The organism is Pseudoalteromonas sp. B62 (assembly GCF_037162565.1).
In the GTDB taxonomy this organism is placed as follows: Bacteria; Pseudomonadota; Gammaproteobacteria; order Enterobacterales; family Alteromonadaceae; genus Pseudoalteromonas; species Pseudoalteromonas fuliginea.
Genome location: NZ_JARLVB010000001.1, coordinates 556081 through 582255, shown reverse-complemented (window position 1 = coordinate 582255; position 26175 = coordinate 556081). Strand labels below are relative to the sequence as shown.

Here is a 26175-nt window from a genome sequence, read left to right as displayed (position 1 = left end):
GTTAAACATAATCAATTAAACGGTATGTTTACTCGAGTGGCTGAGCAAGCTCAGCAGTCTATTGATATTATTTTTGCGCCAGGAAATGGCATTAACCACGACAGTGAAGTGTGGTTAAACGATTTACAGCTGCTCAGTGCGTTAATTAATGAGCAGACACATTATGAGCTGCCTAATTATAAGTTAGGCCAAATTGGTGCGCTGGAAGGCGTTGTTAATTTATATCAATTAGCAACGAGTCCCGTTATTGAAAATCATTGCAAACACGCTCTTATGATTTCGCAAGAACAAGCAAAGCACCAAGCAGTAGCATCATACTTATGGATAAGTGAGGAAGCACACAACTAATGCAAAGTAATACAGTTGTTTTACAAGGAAAAAGTTACCCTATTTGCCTCGTTGCTGGTAAAGGTCAAACGCCATCTGGTTATGCTCCTGTAGTAGCTAACACGCCTGAAAGTGCTAAAAAGCAAATTGCTCAAGTTGGCAGTACATTAACAAGCGATGCAACTAAACGTCTCGACGTAATTAACTTGCTCAACACTGCCGGTGTGAAATGTCCTCGTAGTGCCACAGCACGTGAAACTGCCAGTGTACTTTCGCAAGCGTTAGTTGCAGGTACTGTGAGTTGCTATCACCAAAAAGCAAAGTCGGCTATTCAAGTCAGCGATAATACAAATGCTGGCTCAGCAGGTAAAAAATCAGCTAAAAAGGGCGAGTCACCCGCGTCAGGAAAAAGTGCCGCGCAAGCACCGGTAACAAATACGGGGGGCAAGCGATTCGACGCCAAGTGAAACACCCATTACTGAGCAAGAATGCCGTTCAGATCCGGTTTCAATGCTATCGGGTGAAGAAATACTGCCGCTAATTGATTTTACTTTAGCAGGCAGTCGCCAATTAATATGGCGACGTTTGTACCGCTCATCCCATGCCGATGTGTGCAGTGTTATGGGAAATGGTTGGCGCCACGATTTTATGGCAAGCCTTACAGAGCATTACCTGCCGCCACCAAAAGTAGGCCCTAAGCAAAAAGGGACTTACTGGTTAGAGTACCAAGATGAGCACGGCGCTAAACACCGCTTTGAAAAAGTAAAGCCTGGGCAATCGAGCTATCAGTTAAGCAGTAACCTTGCGCTACATTATCAAACTAATGGTAAGCAAGTCCTCGTTACGCCAGACGATCAACACTTGACCTTTAAAGCCGGTGAAAATTCATGGTTACTTGAAAAAATAATCAATGAAAAAGGCCAAAGTATTGGTTTTTATTACGATGCTAAAGAGCGCATAAATCGTATAGAAGTAAACAAAGCACGTGGCTGTATTATTAGTTACAACCAACAGGGTTTACTAAGTAAAATTGCGGCTTACCACACAGATAAAAATAATAAACAGCAGCTTATATACCCTGTACTTGCAAGCTATGAATATGACGAAAACAACAACCTTATTCAAGCAACTAATCAGCAAAACGAAACTGAGCGTTACGCCTACAACGCCGCTAATTTATTAACAAAGCGTACCCGAGCCAGTGGCTTTAGCCACCATTTTGAGTGGGATAGCTACTCACCCAGCGCTAAATGTATAAAACAGTGGGGCGATAACAATACCTATACTTACCAGTTTGAATATAACTTAGAGGCTGGTGAAACAACCTGTATAGATTCTCGCGGCCACAAAGAGCACTTTGTACATAACGCACAAGGTAAGCTGGTAAAACATACCGACCCTAACGGCAACGTATGGCAATATACATACAATGCGCAAGGGCAAAAGCTCAGTGAAATAAAGCCCGATAGCAGCACAACGCGCTATAGCTATACACCTTTCGGCCAATTAGAAACACTAACGCAGCCAGATGGTAGCCAAACCCATTTTGCTTACAACCAACTTGGGCAACGTGTATTAACTACCTTACCTGATGGCCAAACCATTACGCGTAAATACAGTGTGGCTGGCTTATTACAAAGCGAAACCTTTGGCGATGGCCGCACCACATTATACAGCTACGATAAGCTCGGCCAGTTAACCCAGCATATTAATAAAAATGGCCAAATCACCAAGTTTATTTGGAACGAACAAGGCGAGCTATTAGCAAAACACCTTAACGATGAGCTAATACGTTACAGTTACGACAATTTAGGTCGCGTAAATGCCACACTTAATAACGCAGGTTTACTCACTCAATATAAGTACAATGAGCACGGCCAGCTTACACAAACCATTGCCTTTGATGAAAAAGAGCCTGAAAATAAACAGCATCAATATTTTAGTTACGACGAAGCAGGGCGGTTAATTAGCTCGCAAAACAGCAAAGGCGACACCACAGAGCAACACTTTGAAGGGCTAAGCCAACCGCATTGTGTTATTCAGCCCGATGGCAGCGCACTGCATTTAACGTACGACAAAGAGCGAAACTTAACAGCCATCGAGCGAAGCGACGGCCACGTATACCGCATAAGTTACGACGCGAACGAAAACCCAACACAAATAACCGGGTTTGATGGCACGCTACAGCAATATAAATACGATGCCTGTAACCGCTTAACCTCAGTAACGCAAAGCAACAAACGCCACGTAAAAATAGATCGCGATAAATTAGGCCGCGTGAGTGCGCAGCATGCAAGTTTGGCAACCGATACTCACATCGTTAATAACGCCAATTACTACAGCTATAACCTGCAAGGTAAAATTACCCGTGCGCATAATGCACAATCAACTTTAAAGCAGCAGTTTGATAAAGGCGGGCGGTTACTGCGTGCTGAGCAAGTACATAATCAGCAACAAGCGCACACCTTAAAATACAGCTACGACGAATACGGCAGAAGGCAAACGCTTACACTGCCAGATTCAACAACGCTTAAATACAGCTACAACCAGTTTGGCCAGCTAAGCGCTATTAACTTATTGCAAACCAACAGCAAAGTGATTGAACTTGCAAAGCAACTTGTAACATTAAGCTACGACAGCCAAGGTAATATAAAAACCCAGCAGTTTGGTAACAGCATTACCCTGACTCAGCAGTTTGATGCATTCAACCGTTTAACGCAGCAACAGCTTACACACCCAGCGCAAGCATTATTTGACACCTGTACGTACAATTACGACAGCGTAAACCAGCTCATTGCTCGTGATAACGAAGGCGTAAGCAGCCAAAACATCAATTTTGAATACAACAGCTTGGGGCAGTTAATACAACAAACTTTAGCAAGCTCACGTGCTGATACAACTACGCATTATAAGTGGGATAGTTTTGGTAACCCGCAAAGTCAGACTGTTCAATCAAACACAAGCGATGCAGACCTTAGAGATACAGGCGAGCAGGGTATAGAACATGATGCAGCCAGTAATGAGCATATAGCCAGCTCTTCTATTGATTTAACACGCGCCACGCATAGCGAATACAATGAGTTAGCGCTAAATAGTAGTGAAAATAGTAGTGAAAATAGTAGTAAAAACAGTAGCAACGCTGACTCAGTAGCAAATAATGAAAGTACTAACAACACTACAATAAACAGTGCCACCGACGCCGACCGCCTAACACAATTTGGCGACAGCGACTTTTACTACGATGAATTTGGTAACCAAATACGCGAAACCGGCAAAGGGATCAAAACCCGCCGTGAATACAACGCGTTTAACCAGTTAAGCTGTTTTAACAATAACGGCACGCTCACGCAATACGACTACGACCCTCTCGGGCGCCGTATCGCCAAGCACACCGAGCAGGGCAAAATTGACTACATTTGGGATAACGACCAGCTAATTGGCGAATACCAACACGGTGAATATACCTGGTATATCAACCTACCAAATCAATTTCACCCAATAGCATTGATTAAAAAAGGCGAGGTGTACTACTACCACCTAGACCAACTTAATACCCCACGTTTTGTTACCAATAACAAAGCAGAAGTCGTGTGGGAAAACCAAGCCGATGTGTATGGTTATGAGGAGCCAGAAGCCGAGCCTGACTTTAATAAAGAAAGCAGCTTCACTCAGCCAATCCGCTTTCAGGGGCAGTATTTAGACGAGGAAAGTGGCCTACATTACAACCGCTATCGCTATTACAGCCCTAAACAACAACGGTTTATAAACCAAGATCCGATTGGCCTTGTGGGTGGAATTAACCATTACCAATATGCACCGAATCCAGTTAATTGGGTGGATCCGTTTGGATTGAGTTGTAAGGAGGGAACTCCTGACTTTTATGTTGGTTTATCTGGCCCTAGTTCAACTATACCTAGTACTGGGTATAGATATATGAGATACAAGGATGATGATGGTAAGGTGAATAAGTTTGCCCCGATGACAATTGAAAGCCTTTCTGCACCAACTACTTATTTTGGATTTGTGAAATACAATAGTGGTTTAGAGGCTCGTGAGGCGTTTCAGATAAAAGGATCTGAATTTGGTTCTGACGACAATGGAGAGGGCTCTTGGAGTGATGCTCGTTTAAGAGGTGAGTTTGATACCCTACAATTATTCGAAAATGGGGAAGTACAAGCAAGAGTTCCAAACTGGAAGGGTGATCAAGACAAAACGAAGCAAGAGCCGTTTGCCGAGGCATATCCACAATATGGTGCAGGTGGAGCTGTGCAGTTACAAGCAGATGGACGGAAAGTAAATTTCGATAACGTTAAAATAATTAAAGAGAAACCATAATGAAAAATAAATATTACATTATTTCTTGTGTGGATGAGAGAGAAGTAAAAAGTGCCAATAATAGTGATTGGCCCAAATTGATTGCTTATTCGTTTGAGAGTCACAGGGTTTTATTACAAGAGGGCTGTGGTCATGGTTTGATGGGGGGCGATGAGTATAAATAGCCTTATCCTAGATGATTGGATTGAGATATTCCAAGTTACTAATTCAAAATGGTTCTTTGATAAAATTGAGTCTGGAGAAGTAAGTAAATTAAGTTCAGAAAATCAATTTATTAAGCTCTTAAATGATAATAAAATTAGTATAAAAATAATTGAATATTAGATAAATTATTTTTACAAATAGTAAATAGAAATGAGTATAACTTTTTTCGTTGCTAAGTAGTTTTTTATGTTTGGTTTTAATGAAGAGGGTTTTTTAATAAGACAGACTCCGTAATTAAAAATATTATTTCATTGACGCTAAAAAACAACCCCAACAAGCAATTTAAAGAAAAGTGGGGTGGTGAATATGTATGTCCAGATGATGGTAAAAATGAATAAAATGGCTAAATTAAAAAAAGAGCGAAGTGACTTAGAAAGTATGCTTTTAGCAAAACCCAACAGTAAAGCAGCCTATGAAGCATTAGAGGCTCTGAGGCCTTTTTTAATAAAATTGATTGTATGAAGAGCTACTATCCTTTAGGTAGAATCAGATTGGTCTATCTATTTTTAGAAAGTGATTTAGGTGATGATAAAGACCTATTTAATAGCTATGGTCGATTTGCAAATCTTATTGAAGGTATAGAAGTTTAGTTTAAGTATTTGTAAACATTCTTAGAAGAAAAATAACCAGACACGCATCTTAAAGATAAATCGCTCTTTAACAACATGGAAGTTATAAAGGCTTGGGCATTTTTGCTTAAGTTCTCTATGGCCATGCAGCCAAGGTAATATTAAAACCCAGCAGTTTGGTAACAGCATTACCCTTACCCAACAGTTTGATGTATTCAACCGCTTAACACAGCAACAGCTTACACACCCAGCACAAGCACTATTCGATACCTGTACGTACAACTACGACAGCGTAAACCAGCTGATTGCCCGTAAAAACGAAGGCGTAAGCAGCCACAATATCAATTTTGAATACAACAGCTTGGGGCAGTTAATACAACAAACACTGGCAAGCTCACGTACTGATACAACCACACACTACCAGTGGGATAGCTTTGGTAACCCGCAAAGTCAGACTGTTCAATCAAACACAAACGATGCGGGCATTAGCGGTACAGACACTAGTGATACAGGCGAGCAGGGTATAGAACATGATGCAGCCAGTAACGAGTATACTAATGCCAGCTCTTCTATTAATTTAACACGCGCCACCCATAGCGAATACAATGAGTTAGCACCAAATAGTAGTGAAAGTAGTAGCAAAAATAGTAGCAACGCTGACTCAGTAGTAAACAATGAAAGCACTAACAACACTATAATAAACAGTGCCACCAACGCCGACCGCCTAACACACTTTGGCGACAGCGACTTTTACTACGACGAGTTTGGTAACCAAATACGCGAAACCGGCAAAGGCATTAAAACCCGCCGCGAATACAACGCGTTTAACCAGTTAAGCTGTTTTAACAACAACGGCACGCTCACGCAATACGACTACGACCCATTAGGTCGTCGTATCGCCAAGCACACCGAGCACGGTAAAATTGACTACATTTGGGATAACGACCAGTTAATCGGCGAATGCCAGCACGGTGAATATACCTGGTATATCAACCTGCCAAATCAATTTCACCCAGTAGCGCTTATTAAAAAAGGCGAGGTGTACTACTACCACCTAGATCAACTGAATACCCCACGTTTTGTAACAAACAACAAAGCAGAAGTCGTATGGGAAAATAAAGCCGATGTATATGGTTATGAAGAGCTAAAAGCTGAGTCTGACACTAATAAAGAAAATAGTTTCACTCAGCCAATTTGTTTTCAAGGGCAATATTTAGATGAGGAGAGCGGCTTACATTATAACCGCTACCGCTACTACAGCCCCAAACAACAGCGCTTTATAAACCAAGACCCGATAGGGTTAGTGGGTGGGATAAATCACTATCAATATGCGCCAAACCCTGTGAATTGGGTAGATCCGTTTGGGTTGAGTTGTAAAGAGGGTTATGCAATTGTGAGGCAGTTTGTAAATGGGCATCAAGAGGGGCATTTTACAATAGAAGTTTTTCATGATGACCTAAGTTACGCAACACATCAGGTTATAACTGCTGAAGATTGGAGCGAAACAACTATTATCCGAGCAGGCTCCTTTAATGGAAAGGGGGAGCTAGCTCATGAGGCTAGAATACCGCTGCCAGATGCTGAAGCTGCAATTTTAGTTCAGAAAAATATGATAAGACAAGAGTTGGGAGCCTATCATGTATATACAAATAGCTGTTTATCCCATGTTGCTGATATTTTATCTGCTGGGGAAGGTCCTCAGTATGAAAAAACACGAAGAGGTTACTACAAGCTCTTCAAAGATAACGACTTTGGAAGATTATCAACTGATTAGGATTCTTTAATGGCTCTAATTTATTGTAAGAAACATGGTGAAGCAGGTGGAAATCCATACGTTTCGAAACTTTTACAACAAGCTGTATTAGCTGGTGAAAAAATTGATTATGTGAAATTAAAATTAGATTTCTATGATGGTGATGTACTTTTTGACTCTGTAACTTACTTTTTGGCAAAAAGTGAGCTTCCATCTCCTTTTGTTGGTTTAGATGTTGTTAGTTTATATGGTGAGTCTGACGAGCAGTATAGCGACTCACTTTTACTACCATTATTAGAAGGTGGAGGGGTGTGCAATAAATGTTTTAAAGAGTGGTTAATGTTGTAATCTAACACTTAGGGTTAGTGAATTGGTTGACCATAATATTTTAGGCAGGAAAATAACAAAGACACCCACTTTAAATAGTGTTAACGCAAAAAATAATTAAGACACCCACTTTAATTAATGGGTGTTAATTTACTACTAACACGCTGCACTTAAGCAACATAATACTAAAGAAAAGGACTCTTCGATGCCAGCAATGAAATTAATCCAATCCGTAGGGATTGTCGACGCAAATAAGCCAGACGATGTAAAAGCAGTACAAACTGCTTTAAATTCACTTCTTTCCCTTATAGCACCCGCTAGAAAACTTACCGTAGACGGTCGTTTAGGCTCACGTCCTGAGAACTCTAAAACCGTAGCGGCTATTAAGTTGTTTCAAAGCAAAGTGGTAAATATGGTACGTCCAGATGGAAAAATAGATCCAAATGGGCGCACTCATAAAAAAATTAATGAAAAGCTAGCGAGTGCTGCAGCGGTTGCGGTTATACCAATATCTGGCAATTTAAAAACGAAACTAAAACAAAGTATGGTGAAATATGAAGGTAATGTTCCTCATATGTATTTAGATACAAAAGGCTATGTAACCGTTGGCGTAGGTCATTTATTAAAAGATGTTGAGGCTGCAAAAAAAGTTCCTTTCACCGTTCGAGATACGGGAATTATTGCATCAACGAAGCAAATTGAAGATGAATTTAAACTAATTAAATCAAGACCGTTTGGTAAGGATGAAGGCTTTGGTCGTTTCAAACCTTTTACTAAGTTAATAATTACTGAAGCTGTAGCAAACGCTCAAATTGATCAGCATATTAAAACGTTTGAAAGTGAGCTTAAACGTATATATGGCGCATCTGAATTTTCAAGTTACCCAGATGATGTTAAGTTAGCCCTGTTTGATTTAATATTTAATTTAGGGATGACAAAACTTAAAGACACTTTCCCTAATTTTAACAAGCATATGAAAGTCCATGATTTTAAAAAGGCGGCTATTGAATCAAATAGAAAAGATGTATCGGCTGAGCGCAATACTTATGTCCGCAATTTACTGGTGAATGCAAAATGATAAAGAAATTAATTTTACTTGCATGTATTAGTATCTCAAGTACAGCATGTGCAGAAATAGACAAAAACAAAATAACTCCGACATATAGCTCGGAAAATAAAACCAATAGATACTTTACAGAGGCTATGGCATTAGAGCAGCAGGAACAGGTTAAGACTCTAATTTATAAAAAGTGGTATTTTGAAGAAAGTCTTCTTAAAGACGGTAACCCTAATAAAGTAGTTACTAGCTGTAATACTTTATTTAATGCTTTGGATGAAGGTTTTAACGCATTTAGTTATCGAGAGCAGGGCGTTATAAAAGCTATGAATAAAGTGTGTTTAATATGGTCACATATGGGGGAGTTGAACGCTTCTGATGCTAGTTTTTTGACTGATTTTGAACATGGTTCAGCACTACCAAAACAAATGCCTCCAGAGCTCGCTTTAATTATTTCAAATGACGATGAGCGCCGCTTAGCAAGTGCAAGTAGCTGGGAAGAAATGAGCCGTGTTAAAGAAGTGCAGTCATTAAATAAGGACCAAGCTATTTATTACGACAACAGCGGCGGTATTCAAAAGCTAACTGTTATGGCTAAAGGCGATTATAACAACGACGGCATAGAAGATATGGTGTTGTATATGGATAATAGTGTTGAAGAGGGGAGTTACGGCTCTACTTATGGTTATGTGGTAACACGGCTAGCCGCTGATGCGCCATATACGCTAATTAAGCAGTTCTAATTACGTCAAGTTTAAAGTAAATAAGCGATCAGCAGCTAAATAAAATATCCACTTTAAATCGAGGGTGTTTTATTTAATTGCCGCTTTAAATGATTGAAACGAAAAATAACACAAACCTCATTGCAAATAACAAATTACAGTGACCCCATCATGTATTGGTATTTGTTGTTAAGCTTACTTTTCAGGGCTTGAGTAAACTTTGATCTAGCTTCACTGCTCGTAGTTAGAAGACATTTAAATATAGAGTATGGATTTAATTAATCGACTAAGTTTTAAAAAACAAGGATAGGTAATGAATAAAATAAACACGGATGTCAATTATAAAACAATGGCCGGTAATGCGCGCTTAGTTATGCTTGGCGAATCAAGCCATATCACTGCTGGTTATAAGTATGAAGCAATTAAGGCGATCAAACAGTTAAAAGCTGCAGGTTTTACGCATTTTGCAATTGAAATGCTGCCACGTTCAATGCAAGAAAAAATAGAGTTCTATCAACGAACAGGTAAAGGTTTCAAAGAAATTCAGCAATATTTTGATGAAAATTGGGCTTGGGGATATCTAGTTCCTAAAGCTTATGGAGAATTAGCAAAAGCAGCTCGAGATATTGGCTTAAAAATTATAGCCTTAGATATTTCACAAGAAATGATGGAGATCATGGATAAAGAGTGTGTTTATGATCAGTATATAGATAAAAAGTGCTCTAATACACATACTCGTCGCAATGGTATTTGGGCTGACAACATCGTTGAAATCTTAAATGAGTCGGAAAAGCATCGTGTAGTTGCTTTTATGCACCGATGGCATGCTGTACAAGCTGCAGATTATGAGCCTGGTCTTGATACTCTTATGCAAAAAAAGGGGATCAACAGTATTCGATTTATAGATTTTATAGGTGGCATTGCTTGTCTATCTCAAAGGCGTTGTGAAGGTGACTCTACTGAAATAAATACACTCAAGCAGCAATACTTTTATCGTAAAGGCTTCCCTTATAAATCTTCAGTTATAACGTTTCAAGTCCATATTCCTGAGAAAAGAGTTAATGCAGATGGAACACTAAAATGGTAAAAAAATATTTTTAGCTCTTTTTGTTTATAGCACAGTCATTGTTCAAGTTCAGGCCAAATCTTTATCAAAAAATTTATGGCCAGACCTTGATATAAATAATCCCAAGCTATCAAAAAGTACAGCTATGCAGCAATGCCAAAAAAGCTTGATGTACGCGCCTAGGATGCTTGAAAGCTGGTGTGAAAAAGCTTATGAAATGGGAGCCTGGGAAGCATTACTTTATATTGGTTATCATACAGGAGACGGTTCACGTTATGTAAATGAAGTAAAACGTCGCGTGTTGAAAAATGAAAATTTGGCTATTCGCAAGCTTGCGTGGCTTTATGACGGAGGTTTGTTTATTGAGAAAGATTTAAAAGAAGCCGCCCGTTTATATGAGCTTTTTCTGACCCAAGCAAAAGAGCCCTATCCAATTCTGTTAAGGTCGATTCATTACGATTTAGCAAAAATCTATACAAAGCTTGAAGATTGGCCAAATGTTATTATTAATGCACAATATGTGATAGATCAAAAGTTAGGCGATGGCTCTGATACCTTAGCTAAAGCACTAAAAGAAGATGCTGTCGTAGCAATGAACAATTAACTATCAAATCCACAAAGGAAAATTACAGTGACACCTATCCCAATATTGGGGGACTTATAGCTACTATAAAAATTTCATCATATAGGGTATTGACTACTAAATTTATTTTTTAGAGCCCGAGTAAACCTTGAGTTAGCTTCATGGCTTGTAGTTAGCAAACATTTAAATATAGAGTATGAGTGTAATTAACCGACTAAGTTTTAAAATATAAGGAAATACAGTGAATAAGATAAACACGGATGTAAATTATAAAACAATGGCCGGTAATGCGCGCTTAGTGATGCTTGGTGAATCGAGTCATAGCACTGCTGGTTATAAGTATGAAGCAATAAAGGCAATCAAACAGCTAAAAGCTGCTGGTTTCACGCATTTTGCAATCGAAATGTTACCAAGAGCTATGCAGGAAAAAATAGACTTTTATCAGCGCACAGGTAAAGGCTTTAATGTTATACAGCAGTATTTTAATAAGTATTGGACCCATGGCTATTTAACACCTCATGCTTATGGTGAACTTGTTAAGGCTGCGCGCGATATTGGAATGAAAATAGTCGCGCTCGACGTGTTAGTTGAAACAATGGATATAATGGATAGTGTATGCTCTTCAGAGAAGGGTATAGGAGGCGATTGCTTTGATACTCATACTTATAGAAACGCACTTTGGGCAGTTAATTTAGCTACTATATTAAACCGTTCAAGTCAGAATAGGGTTGTTGCTTTTATGCATCGCTCTCATGCTGTACTAAATGCAGCAGACCAGCCTGGTGTTGATGTATTTCTTAAAGATCACAATATTTTCAATGTACGCTTTATCGACTTTATCGGAGGGTTAAGTTGCATAAGTGATAGACGCTGCTCAGGTGACTCTAATCAGGATAAATTCTTAAAAGAACGCTATTTTTATCGAGAAGGCTACCCGTACGAATCATCTGTTAAATCTTTTCAAGTGCATATACCTGAAAAGCGTGTGAATAGTGATGGTTCACTACAATGGTAAAAATAATATCAATAATTATCTTTACTTGGTGTTTTGTATTTCCTTCGGTTTTGAGAGCATCACTTTTTCCTAGTATAGATATTAACTCCCCTAACCTAACTGTAGAGAAAGCCGCTAAGCAATGCGAAAAGAGCTTAATGCATGCACCTGATCAATTAGAAGCATGGTGTGAAAAAGCATATAGTCTTGGTGATTGGGAGGCTTTGTATTACATAGGCGTGCACACTGGAGATGGGTCTCGTTATTTAGAGGAAATTAATTCTCGTATTGCAAATAACGAGTATAGTGCTTTAAAAAACTTGCTTGGATATACCGAAGTGGCCACTTCGTAAAAAAGGATTTAAAAGAATCTGCACGATTATATGAATTATATTTACTCCATGATAATGAAATGAATTTTCAAACTGTTTCGGCACATTTTGAATTATCAACTATTTACCAAAAGCTTGGTATGTGGAATAAAGTGATTTCTCATACAGATTATGTAATAAATTATGCAAATAGGACCGATTGGGAGCATCGCGCTCAATATATACAAAAGCAAGCCAAAGCATCATTAGCTGAAAATGAATCATTAAATGAAAACTGAAATATAAAGGAGCTATTAACGCTTTAATTTAAAGCGCTATAGAAATTACATGGAACAAAAAAACAGAACACACTAACCAACCTCGTTTACGATATATACGAGACCCCCACTTTAATAGAAGAGCATCGACCGCTTATTCAGCCTTTACTTATTGATTTAGTGGCTACAGCGCCAGATGGCTTTGAAGGTATGGCGACGATGATTAATACTCATATTTCAAACGGCTTAAAGTTTAAAAATCCTAAAATACAAAAGTTTGAACTTGAATCTGGGTTATTAAAACTTAAAACTTACTTTCAAAAAATAAACCGTTAACGACTTATTTTTTAACGTTGAGTACTTAAATCAATGGTTGTTATAGGTCGGTATATTCATTCATTAAACAGTATAAAAACATACTTTTAAATCAGAGTTAAATCTACGATTTTGCCCTGATGTATAGCGCAGCACGGATAAAAAACAAACTGGTTGTTTTTTGTTCTAAATGCATGCAGTATAATTGTATTTTATTAGAGTTTTTAGTTTTAATAAGTTTGATTATCGCTTGTTATTTAAAATAAAAAGCACTTAAAGAGTGTAATTAAATAGAAATATATATTACGTAATGTATAGCTAAAACTTGGGAGATAGTTTGCTTTGTTATTATCACGTTTAAAGATTTCTTTACTGGTAGTAGTGTCTATTACCGTTATTTTTTTTACTACAACACAGGCTTTTGCAGATATGTTTGGCTTTTCAAAAAAGCAGGATTTTACTTTATCAGTTCCGATAAGTGGTCAACTGCTAAATGATGGTAAACCACTTGCGAATATTACCATATTTAAGTCATTCACTTTTGGTGATGAGTATTTAGATGAAACGACGTCAGACGAAAATGGTAATTTTTCTTTTCCTGAGCGAGTTATTAAAACCTCTAAGCCAGCGAATATGTTCGATAATGGGTCTCTAATTCAGCACATCTACATAAAAAAAGATAACTCGAAAGATATTGTTTTATGGTTTGCCAGAATTGGTTTACATAAGCAAAGTAAAACTTTGAATGAGTATTTAAATAATCTAGTGTGCGACATTGCAAAAGAGCCTCAAACTTACGATATACCGGTTGTTGAAGATAAAGAACACGTTTTTACAGTTTATACAGCCTGTAAAATTTAGTTTATAAACAATTTAAAAGGATTTAGCATGAATACATTAACACCTGCACAAGCGGTACAACTCGCGTTACTTGCTTATGATGCCAAAGATATCAAAAGTACGGATCTAATTAATAACTCTTTATCTCCGGCTTTACGTGGAAAGTTCGACTTTTCTGTAAGTCCTAGTTCAGTACAAGGTGTGTCAGGCGGCTTTATTTCGCACCTATTTGGATTAAGTTCTGGTTTTGGCCTAGTTGGTCACGGAACGGGGGCTTTTAAAGGGGAGTCTGTAATTGCTATTAGAGGGACCGATACAATACGTGATGGCATAACTGATGCTCATTTTGGTTTAAGCGGTGGTTCAAACGGTAGTATGGTGCATGCGGGGTTTAATAAAACATTTTATACTATGAAGCCTAAGCTACAAGAGTTTGTCACTGCTAATATTAAGAATAAAATGACGGGTGGTGTTCATGTTGTTGGCCATAGTTTAGGTGGTGCTTTAGCTACGTTATCCGCTGATTGGATCAAAGCGGAATATTCATTACCAGTAAAGCTGTATACATTTGGCTCACCGCGAGTAGGGCTTGAAGGTTTTTCAAGGGCAGCGACATCGAGAATTGATAAAATTTACCGTTGTACTCATGGTGCAGACCCAGTTGCTAAAGTCCCTTTATGGCCATTTTCACATGCACCGTATAATGGGCAAGAAATCCGTTTAGATAATGGGCAAGGTCTTAAAGGTGCTGCTCATAAGTTGGACGGAACGCCTGGTTATATTAATACGGCAAACAGCAGTGATTGGAATAACTTAACCGTAAAAGCTAATCATTTTCTAAGCACACCAGTGCGTTTAAAGTTTGAAGATAGAAACCAAGCTTCATTTAATGCGCATTGGTCTGATAAATTAAGTGCGGCATTAATCACCTTGTTAAAAGATGCGGGCTATTACAGCGCTGTCGCTGCACAAGCAGCTATTGGAACCGGATTAACGTTTTACGATATGCTTGCTCGTACTATCGATAAAATAGCAAAGGCGTCTGCATCATTTGCAGTACAAACGCTAGGCTTGTTAGGGCATATGTTAGTGTTTGCCGGTAAAGTTATTAATAAAGCTGTAGAGCTTACTTACAGCTTTATTAAATGGGTGTTTGATTCTACGTTAGGTGCTTTATACCGAGCTGCTAGAGATGGCTTAAATGGTTTAGGTTAAAAGAGATAATTTAGTTAACGCTGAAAATAGCTGCTCGAGATTGATTTATTATCCAGAGTTCAGGTTAGTTACTACTCTCTAGGCTTGTTTATCTTTTTGAGTTCAATTTACACCAGTATGTTTTATTTTTAGACAAGGCAGAGCCTATGCAATGTGGTTATTTCCCAAAAATAGGTGATAAAGTAATATAAATGCCAAGCATGCGTTTCCCTTTGGGTTCGTCCTAGGGGGTATTTGCTTACATAAATGCAGGTAAGGGCGTGAACAGGACGCGGAAACTTTGCTCTATTTTTACTTACTCTTTCATGGATGTAAGAATAAGTACGCATGAGCAGTTACCGAGCTCACTCGGTTACAAGCCTCGCGGTGCGATTAAATAGCCTTAGTGGTTTAAAGCACTGACAAATAATTTCAAACGTTCTTACTTTTGCTATACCAACCCGCAAAAATACTTAATCAATTTGAGGGATTAAATCTGACGCTAACTGCGTTAAAAGTTTCTGTCTTGTTATCAACACGATTTTCTTACCTCAAAATAGATCACTTAATTAGGAGAATTGGTATAATCAACTTTATCTAACAATACAGCACCGCTTTGTTGCTCTCCTAAATGGTCATCCTTATTGTAAATAGGGCAGTTTTTAAGTGATAAGCAGCCACAACCAATACAGCCATCTACTTTGTCACGTAAACGCTGCATATAAGCAATGCGATCGTCGAGCTGTGCTTGCCAATGCTTAGAAAGCGCTGACCAGTCTTGCTTGGTCGGGGTTCTGTTGTCTGGCAGTGTGGCTAGCGTGTTTTTAATTTCCTCTAGCGTAATTCCCATTGTTTGCGCTGCTTTTATAACCGCCACACGGCGAAGTACATCGGGTTTATATCTACGCTGATTACCACTATTTCGCCAGCTTCTTATTAAATACTTAGTTTCGTAAAAATGTAGGGTTGATACTTTTACACCACTTCTTTTTGCCACATAGCCGACGGTTAGGTTAGCTTCTGTTAATTTTTTTGTTCTGTGCTCATTTTAAATCCATATATTGACCTCAATAATGGTTGAGGTTTTAAGCTGCTCCCAACATAAAAAAGGAGCGAGTTAAATGCAATATAAAATTAAAAAAAATTCAGTAATAATTTATTCAAGTGCACGTAGAGAAGGAAATACATCAGCACATGCTAATAGTTATGCAGAGCAAAATGATATTCGCGTTATTTGTCTTGATGACTATAAAATACCGCCATACTGCTATAGTAAGAACTATAAAAATGATGATTTTTATACTGTTTTTGAGTCGTTACTCGATTATGAACATTGGATTTTTGCATCCCCCGTGTATTGGTATAACACCACGGTACAAATGAAATCGTTTATCGATCGGATCACAGATTACATGGACGACGAAAACTTAAAGCCTAAGTTACGCGCGTTACGTACAAAAGAGTTCTCGTTGCTATCAAATGCCTCTTCTTTTGAAGCCCCTGATGCCTTTGTACAGATGTTTAAGCAAACCTTTGGTTATTTAGGTATGCGCTTTGTAAGCCATAGCCATAAAAATACGCAATCGGCAGCATAATAAACAACCTATTCCTCGACGGGGTGTTTATTTTTAGATGTTAACACGCAGGCAATATAGCGGCTGCGTGTTATTACTCCTTTATAGAAATAACATCCCATAAACCAGGGCGGGATCACACTTTGTAAATAAACAAATTTTATGATCTAATACCATAAATTTAATCACCTTAAACTTATTATGTCACTCTTCTCACATTTAGAACTCGTCAAAGATAATCGTTCACATATAAATCAACACCATAACTTAGTTGATGTGCTTTTTCTTATTATTACTGCCGTTACATCAGGGTGTGAAAACTGGCAAGATATTGAAGTCTATGGCGAAAGTAAGCTTAATTGGTTAAGAGGATTTCGTTCTTTCAAAAATGGCATACCCACTCGACATAGTATTGCTCGGATTTTTAGAACCGTTGATACTGACTCATTACTACTCGCGATGTATAGCTGGGTCAATCAAAACCGCGTTAAATCAGCGCATCCTGTCATTGCCTTCGATGGCAAAACTATTCGCGGAGCAAGTAAACACATTGCTGATAAATTACACCTCGTCTCAGCATTTGATTGTGAGGCAGGTCTCACATTATTCCACCAAACAGTTGGCAGTAAGACGAATGAAATACCGGCAGTTCGGGATTTATTGAAAATACTCGATATCAATAACACCGTCATTACACTTGATGCTTTGCACTGCCAAAAAGAAACGCTAAAACAGCTAATTAGCAGACATGCAGATTATCTAGTGCAAGCAAAGGGTAATCAAAAGAAACTTTATAGCGCGATTCAAGATGCATTTACACACCAGTATGAATCTGAAAACTCAGAGATACTTAGTCATGTAACACAAGATGCAGGGCATGGGCGAAAAGAAGTACGCACGATAGATTGTCTTGATGCGCGTTTATTACCGAGTGAAATTAAAGAGAGCTGGCCATCAGTTAGGACAATCGTTGCGGTGCAGCGAGAGCGAACGAAGGGTAATAGAACGAGTATTGACACACATTACTACCTAACATCGTTGACAGACAATATATTGATAAGTAAAGCAATAAGACAACATTGGCTGATAGAAAATCAGCAACACTGGATACTGGATGTCGTATTTAAAGAAGATGCCTGTCAAATAAATGAGCCATTAAGTGCGCAACATATGGCACTATTTAGACGCGTCGTTAGGAACATGATAAAGCAGCATACGAAAAGCAAGGGGTCAATAAGAAGTAAGTGTGTAAGAGCTTGTTATGATGATGCTTTTAGAGAAGAACTTCTTTTTGGTTAACATTTTTAACAAAGTATGCTCGCGCCCTGTCCCATAAACGCTGTTCGAGCAGAGCGAAGGTGTTGCACTTCTTTCATTTATTGATTACAAGTTTTGCATCGTAATTAAACAGTCTTTAATTTGAACGAACTTCATCCAAAAAGATCAACACGCCCTGCTTTTGGTAGTATATTAAATAGGCTTGATTACTTAAAAACACAGGATTTATGAAATATTTACTATTACTTTTACTTATTAGTCCGCTTTCACAAGCTAATGAACTCCCGATCAAAGGGTTTGGCAGCTTCTATAATGTACCAAAACACGAGCCAATTAGTGCTTCTACCTCGTTTAGAATAGCTTTTGATGTTAGCGAGGGAGCCAAAGAAGGCGCGCAAAATAATTCAATAAATTCGTTAGCGCGTTTTATTAACATGCATGTAGCGCATGGTGTAAAGCCTGAAAATATACAACTCGCTTTAGTTGTGCACGGTAGCGCAAGTGTTGACATGTTAGCTAATAGCGAATATAAAAAGCGGTTTAATATTGATAATAAAAACCGGTACTTAATTGAACAATTACTCGTAAATAATACACAGGTTTTTGTGTGTGGTCAGTCAGCTACACATTTTAAAGTTACTCCTGAACAGCTTATTCCAGGCGTTAAAATGTCACTTTCTGCGATGACTGCTCATGCCCAACTACAACAGCAAGGCTATACGTTGAATCCATTTTAATGATAAAAAACATTTTATGCTTTGGCGACTCTAATACTTGGGGTTTAAACCCCGTTACAGGAGGGCGTTTTGACGAAAGTATTCGTTGGACATCACAATTAGCCACAAAATTAGGGTCAGGCTTTAATATTATTGAAGCAGGGCAACCCAATCGTACCTTAGTAAACCATCCGCCGTATAACGGTTCACTTTCGGGTGTTAGTTATTTAAAACCTTATTTGGAAGAGTATGCGCTCGATGTAATTATTATTGCACTTGGGACAAACGATCTGAAAAAGCGTTTTAATTTAGCTCCAGAATGCATTGCTCTGGGGCTAAATAATTTAATTAATGATATTTTTGATTTTTATAGTTTAAATAATCAACATGATGAAAAGCCAAAAATAATTATTTTGAGCCCGGCCTATGTACGTTGTAGAGGCCCTTACAAGCATGTTTATGAAGGTGCGGAGTGCAAAAACGTTGCGCTAAAAGAGCAATTCAAAAATATTGCACAAAATAAAAAAATTATATTTATTGATCTTCAATCTTTAGTGCACGTATCAACAGAAGATGGAATTCATATTTGTGAGAGTCAGCATCAAGTAATAGCCAAAACGCTTTACGACGTTGTGAAAAAGTAAACTTGGTTAAGCCATTTATTTATTTTTTAAGTCATTATGTATTTATAAAATGTGTATTTAAAGCACACACTATATTAGTAAGGATACGATGAAAAAAGGCCATAAGAAATCAATAATAGCACTGCTAACTGGCATCTCGGTTTTTGTGACAGGGAGCTTGATACTACTTTATTTTGCAGGCCAAAAGCTAGCAGCTACAATAAGTGAAGACGCTACACACCTAGTTAAGCATATCGATACCGCAGTACAAGAACGGCGCAGAATTCTTACTCCATTAAATAACCTCGGTTTTAAACAATGTGACCAAGCAACGTTGCTTGAGATGCGTCGTGCTTTATTTGATGCAAAATATGTAATAGATATAGGTTTTTTTAAGAACGATCAGCTTGTATGTACTACAGGAGCTGGGTTGTTAGATAAAGTTATTAATGATAAAAGCCCAGATTATATTATTGTAGATGAAAATATTCGAGTACGCTTTGAACCTCAATTGTATTTATTGTTGTTTAGTGACCGCCCAATGGAAGTTATTATAGTGCGTCAAGGTGACTACAATCTAATAATAGATACTAAAGTATTCAATGATGACGTAATTAGCTCACCCATGTGGGAAGTTGTTTATAAACACAAGCGTTCTATTAATCATTTGGCGGGGCAAAGTGGTGTTTACGATACGTTAGTCAATAATGTTTATCTTCCTTATGAAAGGCAGCTGATATGCAGTGAACAAAATAGCAATTACTGCGTTGCACTTCATATGCCTTGGAATAAATTTTTTGCTAAAAATCACTTTTTACTAATTATATCCCTCATTTTAACCTGTTTGGCTGGAGTATCGAGTGCATTACTTGTTGATAATCTGATTGCCGATCGTCGTTCTACATTTAATCGTATTCGTTTAGGCTTAAATAAAAACTCTTTTTATTGGACCTACCAACCTATTATTTGTTTGCAAACAGGCACAGTAATAGGTTGTGAAGTACTTGCTCGTTTTAAAGATAAATATGGAACACTCTACCCAGATCAGTTTATTCCGCTACTCAGAAAAAATAATTTAACTTGGAAATTCACTGAAGCAATGATTGCAACGGTGCTCAAGGAACTTACAGCTATTGATATTTTACCTGAGGGTTTTAAAGTATCGCTTAATATATTTCCATGTGATGTAGAGCAAGGAAATGTATCATCTTTAACGCAAGTTTCTGAACTTACTAATTCTCGATTTATTATTTGCCTTGAAATTACCGAAGATGAATACCTTGATACCAGTATTGCTCATGCGCATTTTAGAACATTGGTTAAATCGGGTTTTAACTTGTCATTAGACGATTTTGGTACGGGTTATTCTAATTTAAAAAATTTACAAAATTTGAGCTTTCATCAGTTAAAAATAGACCGTACATTTGTGCAAGATATAGCAACTGAGGGTCTAAAGGCTTCTATGATCCCGAACATTATGGAGCTTGTGACAAAGTTTAATTATACCTGTGTTGCTGAGGGCATCGAAACTAATGAGCAAGAAGCTATTTTAAAAACTGCGGGAGTGCATTACGGGCAAGGTTGGAAGTACGGCCGACCAATGAAGGTTAATAAGTTTCATGAATATATGGCAAAACAGAGTGTTTGAATTTAGATATTTGTAATTTTTAAAACATATAAACAAACGTTATTATAAAACTAAAATGTTAGGAACTTAATCATAATGAAATCAATACTAAGTGTTTTTATTTTTATATTACTGAGCGCATGTACATCGCAGTACCCAAATCAGCAAGTTACAGGTAAGCAGTTTCCCAATATTAGCGGTGAAAGCTTAGAGCAAAACATAGTGACTATACCCCGCGACTTTAACGCAGATAAAACACTGCTGCTTATTGGTTACAAGCAAGACAGCCAGTTTGATATAGACCGTTGGTTAATTGGTTTAGATATGGCCGGTGTAACGCTTCCAACTTACGAACTACCAACCATTGCAGGTATGGCACCACGTATGTTTAGCACATTTATCGACAGCGGTATGCGCAAAGGCATACCTAAAGAATTATGGGGTGGGGTAATTACTATTTATAAAGATGGTGAAGCGGTACAAAAGTTTACAGGTAATCAAAGCCCAAATAACTCACGTGTGGTACTTATAAATAGCAGCGGCGAAATTCTATATTTTTATGACCGAGGTTTTTCGGTTGATGCGTTAAATAAATTAAAAGCGAGTATTGAGTAATTCACTTTAGCCTTTAAATTTATTTGCTTAGGTTAATTAAAGTGAAAGGGAGCGAATGCCAGGGCAAGATCACGAACTTTACCTTGACTTAAAAGTATGATCTTATACTCCTTTTTTAAGGAGCATCCCCATGTCTAACATTCAGCTATTTAAATATTTCGAATCAATCGACGACCCTCGCCAACAAGGTAAAGTTGTTCATAAACTATTTGATATCATATTCTTAGCTGTTAGCGCTGTTGTTTCAGGCTGTCAGGGCTGGGAAGAGATTGAAGATTTTGGTCATGATAGACTAGATTGGCTCAGAAAATATGTTCTTCTTGAACAAGGGATCCCTCGCCATGACACAATTGCTCGTGTAATGAGCCGTATTGACATGACGCAATTCCAAGATTCCTTTTCTTCTTGGATGAAAGCCTGCTCCAAATTAACTCAAGGCGGTGTAGTTGCTATTGACGGTAAACGATTGAAAGGTTCATTTAATCAGTCAGATAGACGCGATGCGCTTTATATGATCAGTGCATTTGCATGCGAAAATGGTGTTGTTTTGGCACAATGCCCTGTTGATAAAAAGTCGAATGAAATAAAAGCGTTGCCAGAGCTGCTTGAATTATTAGAGATAAAAGGCTGCTTAGTAACGATTGACGCTATGGGGTGTCAAAAATCAATTGCAAAAAAAATAGTTGGTAAAGAAGCCGATTACTTACTTGCGGTAAAAGCAAACCATAAAAGGCTACTGTCACAAATAGAAGATGTGTTATTACCTGAGGTAGCACGACAAGCATCTGATGGGCTCTTGTTTAACGAAGCCGATTATCAAAAAAATAGAGAAGAATTTAGGTGCTGTGCAGTGAGCCATAACGTGAGCGGTTTATCAGAAACGATACACTGGGAAGGTGTAAAAACAGTGGGTGTTATTGTTTCTTATAGAAAAGAAAAAGGTAAATTAAGCAATGAGTTATGCTATAGATACTATATTAGTTCAGCGAATTTAACAGCGGAAGAACTCGCGAGAGGAGCACGACAACATTGGCAAATAGAAAATGGATTACATTGGCGTTTAGATGTAGGATTTAAAGAAGATGAGTGTCGAATTAGGCGCGAAGGTGCAGCACCTGTATTTGCGGGGCTGAGACACATCGCATTTAATCAGCTAAAAGCAGAAAAAGCTTTAGTAAAGGCATGCCCGCAAAACAGAAAAAAGCTATGCGCAGTACAGCCTACCTTGAAAAGGTACTGAACGCATAGACTTTTTTCATGCTTTTGCCCTGGAGCGAATGCTCCCTTTATATTGTATTTTATTTAAAACGCGTAACTTACACTAAAGCGCGTTGTGCGAGGCATAATGTAACGACCATTTGGTGCATCAGCATTACGTGGATCACCTTCTGTAATGCCTTGCTCATCTGTTAAGTTATCTATTGCTACTTGAAGCTTAATGCCTTCCATTGGTTCTAATATTAAACCTAAATCAACTTTTTCGTAGCCATCGAGTGTTACAGTGTTTTCGTTATTGCCAAAGCGATCATCAACCGCTGAAAGTGTACCGTATAAAGTTGCATACATACCTTGTAGCTCAAAGTCGTAACTTGGCGTTACACGTACTTGCCATTTTGGTTGGCGCTGGGATTGGTTGCCATCGTTTGTTGGACTTTGCGTAATTTCAGCATCTTGCAATGTGGTGTTTAAATTAACAGAAAAACCAGACTCATGATTAAAGTTATAATCGAGCTCTATACCGTACGCTTCATTTGTTAAAATTTCTGCTGGTACACCTGGGCGACGTACAAAAGTGTCGCCTTTTACTTCGTTTACAAATACGGTTGCATAAAAGTCGGTTGATTCAGTAATTAATTTATAACCTAGTTCACCTTGAGTAATTTCTTTAATAAGCTTTTCGCCACCTTGGTAAGCATCAAAGTTATCTCTAAAGTCATCAAAATACGGCATTTTATAACCACGATTAACACGAGCAAATACACCCATATCATTGTTAATTGAGTAGTTTAAACCTGTAGTCCACGATGTTTTACTTTCATCATAGCTAACGGCTTTAGTAATAATGCCGTCAAGGCCTTCATCTACACTGTATTGTACTTCGTGGTTTTCTTGACGTACGCCAACATCCAGTGTGAATGCATCAGCAAATTTGTATTCACCAGTAACATAAAACGCGTTAGTTCGGGCATCACCTGTTGAGCTAATATCGTAGTTAAAATCACAGCCATCGGTGCTTTGGTTACATTCAATACCGGTTAATGCTTCGCCACCTGATTCAAGTACATGGTATGCAGTGTTACCTAAGCTCCACCAATCTTTTGCCGAAGTACTTGCAGTGTAATATCCAAAGGTTGTTGATAGGTCGCCAAATTTCTTCGAAAAAGCTAAATCATTAGTAAATGAGCTGATTTCTTTAAGTACTACCCATCGACCAAGTTGTTGGACTGGGGTATCGCTTGCGTATTCAGTGTTTGTAACTGCTCCAAATGCAGTTTGGCCGTTATCAGCAACTGCTCCAACCGTTGTTGCTGAGCCACTAGGTACTAAACCGTAGGTATTTGCATCGCCTTTAGTAATGTTAAAGCGATCTGAAAAATGCCAACCACCTTTTAGCTCTAGCTTAATACTACCGCCCGAAACATGGCCGTCCCAGCCTCGGCCATCACCTAAGTCAATATCGTGTGCTTGCGAATCTGGCCCTGTAAATATTGTTGCTTGGCGATTTAGCGTGCCTAGTTGTGTGTATTGTGCGTCAATACCATCAACATTGAGTGGTGTTGGTAAGTACCACGCGCCGTGGTCGTCAGTTTGGCGGGTATAAAAGTTAAGCTCGCCGTTATCTAAGTTTTTAGTGATGTTAATTGTAAATTGGCTGCCTTTTTCTGACGTAAAGCCCGCATCACGAATACCTGGTGAACTTTTTACATACCCGCCAACCATAAAGTATAAATCGTCAGTAATTTCACCACTCATTACAGCATCAATGCGCTGTAAGTCGTAATCAGAAGTTGTGTATTTAAATAAGCCTTCTGTTTCTTCGCCACCACGTTTTAACCTAAAGTTGGTTGTTAGCCCAGGTTGTCCGTTAGATAAAACAGGGTTTGGGCCTCCACGTAGTGCTTCTACAGTTTCAATGGTTTCATCAACACGAAACATTGATGAATTTTCTAAAAACGATAAGGTTGATGCTGGGTAAATTGGTGAACCTTCAACACTTAGCGTTAAAAATGGGGCATCTCCACCGCCAGGAAAACCACGAACAAATACATTCGCACCTGACTCACCACCTGAGCTTTCTACCCAAACTCCAGGTATTGCTTTAAATAAGTCAGCGGTGCTTTTTGGAGACAATTTAATAATTTGTTCACTATCGATATTAGTTACCGCATAGCTGGCATCTATTTTTCTTATTCCAACACCTGTGGGTGTTCCTGATACTACAATACGCTCAACTTTTTGTTTTTCTTGTGTTTGCTCTGCAGCAAATGCGCATTGAGTGCTAAGCGCTAAAGTAATGGCACACGCTAGTGTACTTTTTGCTTTACTGATTTTCATGTGTGTGATCCCGTTTTTCGTGTATTAAACAGTGTATTTCTGCAGTCTTTTTACTAAAAATCATTGTAAATAGGCTGTGTATATTGAAACCTTAGAGATAAATGCAAACGTTTGCAATATTTATTTGTAAATTATTTATGAATTTATATAGTTTATTTATTGAGCTTATTTATATGTTAAACACTTTTTGGGTCGTTGTTCGCGCCAGCAAAAAATAATAATGCTATATTGTCAGCGAGTTAGATAATTGTATTGATCAGTGGTAAGCGACTATTTAGGAAGATCATGAATAACAAAAAAATTAAATTAACTGATTTAGCGAAACTAGCAGGCGTGTCTACCTCTACAGTTTCGCGTGCGCTTAATGATAACCCGCTAATTAAACAAGAAACGCGCGATAAACTTCAGCGCTTAGCTAAAGAGCATAATTTTAGTCTTAATACGGCTGCAAGTCGGTTGCGGACACAAAAAACCAATGTAGTTGCGGTTATAATTAACCTTGACGAACAAACAGAGCAGTCGATTAGCGATCCGTTTTTACTTAAAGTAGTGAGCGAAATTAATCTTGCACTTAATCAGCAAGGGTTAGAGCTTTTACTATCTAATTCAATCATGGCGCAAGACGATTGGGCTAATTATTTTATTAATAGCCGCCGTGCAGACGGTATTATTGTTGTAGGTCAAGGTAAAAACCAAACCAATATAGAAAATGCAGCTAACGCAGGTATTCCACTGGTGGTATGGGGAGATCCTAAAACACCTAGCAACTACCCCATTGTAGGAAGTGACAATTACTTGGGAGGCTTGCAAGCAACAACGCATTTAATAGAGCACGGAGCTAAAAACATCGTATTTTTAGGCGATCCAGAACATGGTGAAATTAGTGAGCGTCATAGAGGGTACTCTGCCGCATTAGCATCTCATAAATTAGAGCAACATGTTGTATCTATTGATATAACAAGTAGCTCAGCGTATCAATCAATCAACCAATTACTGCGTGAAAAAGGCCTTTATTTTGATGCTATAGTTGCATGTAGTGATATGGTTGCCTTAGGTGCCATGAAAGCCTTAAAAGAGCGTTATGTAAGCATTCCTAATGATGTCGCTCTAGTAGGTTTTGATGATATTGCTATGGCCGACATTAGCCACCCTTCATTATCAACTATCCGACAAAACACACAGTACGCAGCCACGCTATTAGTTCAAAAGTTGATGCAGCAACTAGCTGGTGAAAAAGTTGAATCACAAGTAATTGATATTGAACTGATTACCCGCCAATCAAGTAAACGATAGTTTATAAATCATGTTGAGT

24 protein-coding genes and 2 pseudogenes are annotated in these 26175 nt (G+C 38.2%); 24 read left to right on the top strand and 2 right to left on the bottom strand.

Annotated features, from left to right (window positions below; genetic code table 11):
- Positions 1-36: 36 nt before the first annotated feature.
- The 16 genes and pseudogenes from P4S71_RS02460 (at position 37) to P4S71_RS02380 (ending at position 14896) form a co-directional block, all read left to right on the top strand.
- Positions 37-348: a hypothetical protein gene (locus tag P4S71_RS02460; protein ID WP_337121165.1), complete on the top strand. Its 312-nt coding sequence runs from the start codon at positions 37-39 to the stop codon at positions 346-348.
- Positions 348-4662: pseudogene (locus tag P4S71_RS02450) on the top strand (RHS repeat-associated core domain-containing protein). Before P4S71_RS02460 ends, P4S71_RS02450 begins: the two are co-directional and overlap by 1 nt.
- Positions 4662-4826: a hypothetical protein gene (locus tag P4S71_RS02445; protein ID WP_337149991.1), complete on the top strand. Its 165-nt coding sequence runs from the start codon at positions 4662-4664 to the stop codon at positions 4824-4826. Before P4S71_RS02450 ends, P4S71_RS02445 begins: the two are co-directional and overlap by 1 nt.
- A 379-nt stretch (positions 4827-5205) precedes the next feature.
- Positions 5206-5328 carry a hypothetical protein gene (locus P4S71_RS02440; RefSeq protein WP_337149990.1) on the top strand — a complete coding sequence of 41 codons (123 nt, stop codon included), beginning with the start codon at positions 5206-5208 and terminating at the stop codon, positions 5326-5328.
- 249 nt (positions 5329-5577) lie between these two features.
- Positions 5578-7209 (top strand): annotated as a pseudogene (locus P4S71_RS02435) (RHS repeat domain-containing protein); the annotation flags it as partial.
- 9 nt (positions 7210-7218) lie between these two features.
- A complete protein-coding gene (locus tag P4S71_RS02430) occupies positions 7219-7536 on the top strand; it encodes a hypothetical protein (protein ID WP_096794299.1) in 318 nt (105 codons plus the stop codon).
- 184 nt (positions 7537-7720) lie between these two features.
- Entirely contained in the window at positions 7721-8593 is an 873-nt protein-coding gene (locus P4S71_RS02425) for a hypothetical protein (protein WP_337149988.1), read from the top strand.
- The gene (locus P4S71_RS02420; protein WP_096794307.1) at positions 8590-9315 is read left to right on the top strand and encodes a hypothetical protein; all 726 of its coding nucleotides are present in this window, start codon (positions 8590-8592) and stop codon (positions 9313-9315) included. The genes P4S71_RS02425 and P4S71_RS02420 overlap by 4 nt, the downstream gene beginning before the upstream one ends.
- A gap of 292 nt (positions 9316-9607) precedes the next feature.
- On the top strand, positions 9608-10381 hold the full coding sequence (locus P4S71_RS02415; RefSeq protein WP_337149987.1) for a ChaN family lipoprotein: 774 nt from the start codon (positions 9608-9610) through the stop codon (positions 10379-10381).
- A gap of 163 nt (positions 10382-10544) precedes the next feature.
- Positions 10545-10964, top strand: a complete 420-nt coding sequence (locus P4S71_RS02410; RefSeq protein WP_337149986.1) for a hypothetical protein — start codon at positions 10545-10547, stop codon at positions 10962-10964.
- A 220-nt stretch (positions 10965-11184) separates the two neighbouring features.
- The gene (locus P4S71_RS02405) at positions 11185-11958 is read left to right on the top strand and encodes a ChaN family lipoprotein (RefSeq protein WP_337149985.1); all 774 of its coding nucleotides are present in this window, start codon (positions 11185-11187) and stop codon (positions 11956-11958) included.
- Positions 11952-12290, top strand: a complete 339-nt coding sequence (locus P4S71_RS02400) for a hypothetical protein (RefSeq protein ID WP_337121173.1) — start codon at positions 11952-11954, stop codon at positions 12288-12290. Before P4S71_RS02405 ends, P4S71_RS02400 begins: the two co-directional genes overlap by 7 nt.
- 59 nt (positions 12291-12349) lie before the next feature.
- Positions 12350-12547, top strand: a complete 198-nt coding sequence (locus tag P4S71_RS02395; protein WP_337149984.1) for a hypothetical protein — start codon at positions 12350-12352, stop codon at positions 12545-12547.
- A gap of 159 nt (positions 12548-12706) precedes the next feature.
- Complete coding sequence (locus P4S71_RS02390) at positions 12707-12862, top strand: hypothetical protein (protein ID WP_337149983.1); 156 nt, start codon at positions 12707-12709, stop codon at positions 12860-12862.
- A 321-nt stretch (positions 12863-13183) separates the two neighbouring features.
- Entirely contained in the window at positions 13184-13702 is a 519-nt protein-coding gene (locus P4S71_RS02385) for a DUF6795 domain-containing protein (RefSeq protein WP_007377072.1), read from the top strand.
- Positions 13703-13729: 27 nt separating this feature from the next.
- Positions 13730-14896 (top strand): lipase family protein, encoded by a 1167-nt coding sequence (locus P4S71_RS02380; protein ID WP_096794312.1) that lies wholly within the window; start codon positions 13730-13732, stop codon positions 14894-14896.
- 544 nt (positions 14897-15440) lie between these two features.
- Here the strand turns inward: P4S71_RS02380 and soxR are convergent.
- Positions 15441-15872 carry a redox-sensitive transcriptional activator SoxR gene (soxR, locus tag P4S71_RS02375; RefSeq protein ID WP_337149982.1) on the bottom strand — a complete coding sequence of 144 codons (432 nt, stop codon included), beginning with the start codon at positions 15870-15872 and terminating at the stop codon, positions 15441-15443.
- 124 nt (positions 15873-15996) lie between these two features.
- Here soxR and P4S71_RS02370 point away from each other — a divergent pair, with 124 nt between their 5' ends.
- The 7 genes from P4S71_RS02370 (at position 15997) to P4S71_RS02340 (ending at position 22548) form a co-directional block, all read left to right on the top strand.
- Positions 15997-16470: a flavodoxin family protein gene (locus P4S71_RS02370; RefSeq protein WP_007377069.1), complete on the top strand. Its 474-nt coding sequence runs from the start codon at positions 15997-15999 to the stop codon at positions 16468-16470.
- A gap of 180 nt (positions 16471-16650) precedes the next feature.
- On the top strand, positions 16651-17748 hold the full coding sequence (locus P4S71_RS02365) for an ISAs1-like element ISPsesp1 family transposase (protein WP_096792602.1): 1098 nt from the start codon (positions 16651-16653) through the stop codon (positions 17746-17748).
- 206 nt (positions 17749-17954) lie between these two features.
- On the top strand, positions 17955-18464 hold the full coding sequence (locus tag P4S71_RS02360) for a DsrE family protein (protein ID WP_337149981.1): 510 nt from the start codon (positions 17955-17957) through the stop codon (positions 18462-18464).
- Positions 18464-19087 (top strand): GDSL-type esterase/lipase family protein, encoded by a 624-nt coding sequence (locus P4S71_RS02355; RefSeq protein ID WP_337149980.1) that lies wholly within the window; start codon positions 18464-18466, stop codon positions 19085-19087. The genes P4S71_RS02360 and P4S71_RS02355 overlap by 1 nt, the downstream gene beginning before the upstream one ends.
- 88 nt (positions 19088-19175) lie before the next feature.
- The gene (locus tag P4S71_RS02350) at positions 19176-20714 is read left to right on the top strand and encodes an EAL domain-containing protein (RefSeq protein WP_337149979.1); all 1539 of its coding nucleotides are present in this window, start codon (positions 19176-19178) and stop codon (positions 20712-20714) included.
- 75 nt (positions 20715-20789) lie between these two features.
- A complete protein-coding gene (locus P4S71_RS02345) occupies positions 20790-21308 on the top strand; it encodes a hypothetical protein (protein WP_007378435.1) in 519 nt (172 codons plus the stop codon).
- Positions 21309-21438: 130 nt separating this feature from the next.
- On the top strand, positions 21439-22548 hold the full coding sequence (locus P4S71_RS02340) for an ISAs1 family transposase (RefSeq protein WP_337149978.1): 1110 nt from the start codon (positions 21439-21441) through the stop codon (positions 22546-22548).
- A 62-nt stretch (positions 22549-22610) separates the two neighbouring features.
- Here the strand turns inward: P4S71_RS02340 and P4S71_RS02335 are convergent, their stop codons facing one another.
- Positions 22611-24863 carry a TonB-dependent receptor gene (locus P4S71_RS02335; protein ID WP_337149977.1) on the bottom strand — a complete coding sequence of 751 codons (2253 nt, stop codon included), beginning with the start codon at positions 24861-24863 and terminating at the stop codon, positions 22611-22613.
- A gap of 285 nt (positions 24864-25148) precedes the next feature.
- Between P4S71_RS02335 and P4S71_RS02330 the strand changes: the two genes are divergently transcribed.
- Positions 25149-26156, top strand: coding sequence for a LacI family DNA-binding transcriptional regulator (locus P4S71_RS02330; protein ID WP_007378432.1), 1008 nt, complete (start codon positions 25149-25151; stop codon positions 26154-26156).
- The last annotated feature ends 19 nt before the right edge of the window (positions 26157-26175 follow it).